Annotated in this window: 1 protein-coding gene; it reads left to right on the top strand. The window is 67.8% G+C overall.

Going from position 1 to position 478, the window contains the following annotated elements; genetic code table 11:
- A partial coding sequence (locus C6N31_RS42485) for a sortase domain-containing protein (RefSeq protein ID WP_198359661.1) occupies positions 1-326 on the top strand: 326 nt, incomplete at its 5' end.
- Positions 327-478: the final 152 nt, after the last annotated feature.

Here is a 478-nt window from a genome sequence, read left to right as displayed (position 1 = left end):
ACTCACCCACCCCCGGACAGCTCGGCGCCTCCGTCATCCTCGGCCACGTCGACTCGAAGGAGACCGGGCCCGCCGTGTTCTACCGGCTCGGCGCCCTCAAAGCGGGCACCCGCATCAGCGTCACCCGGGCCGACGGCACCACCGCCGCCTTCACCACCGACTCCGTGCGGGCCTACCCCAAGGACGACTTCCCCACCCTCGACGTCTACGCCACAAACGCTGACCGGCCCCAACTCCGCCTCATCACCTGCGGCAATTGGGACCCTGGAACCCACACCTACCTTGGCAACATCGTCGCCTTCGCCACCCTCACCGGCACCGCCTAAGATCACCTTGCCCGGGTGCCAAGCGGCCAACCGCCGGCCTGACTCACCTGCTCAGAGGACGACTGCACGAACAACTGTCAAGACAGGGGACCGTTCGGGCAGGTCGGCGTCATCGAGTGGGCAGATCCCCTGGATGCGTTGGGCGGCGTCAC

This window comes from Streptomyces fildesensis, from assembly GCF_016107395.1.
Taxonomy (GTDB): domain Bacteria; phylum Actinomycetota; class Actinomycetes; order Streptomycetales; family Streptomycetaceae; genus Actinacidiphila; species Actinacidiphila fildesensis.
The sequence above is the reverse complement of the archived record's forward strand: the minus strand, read 5'-3'. Positions and strand labels throughout refer to the sequence as shown.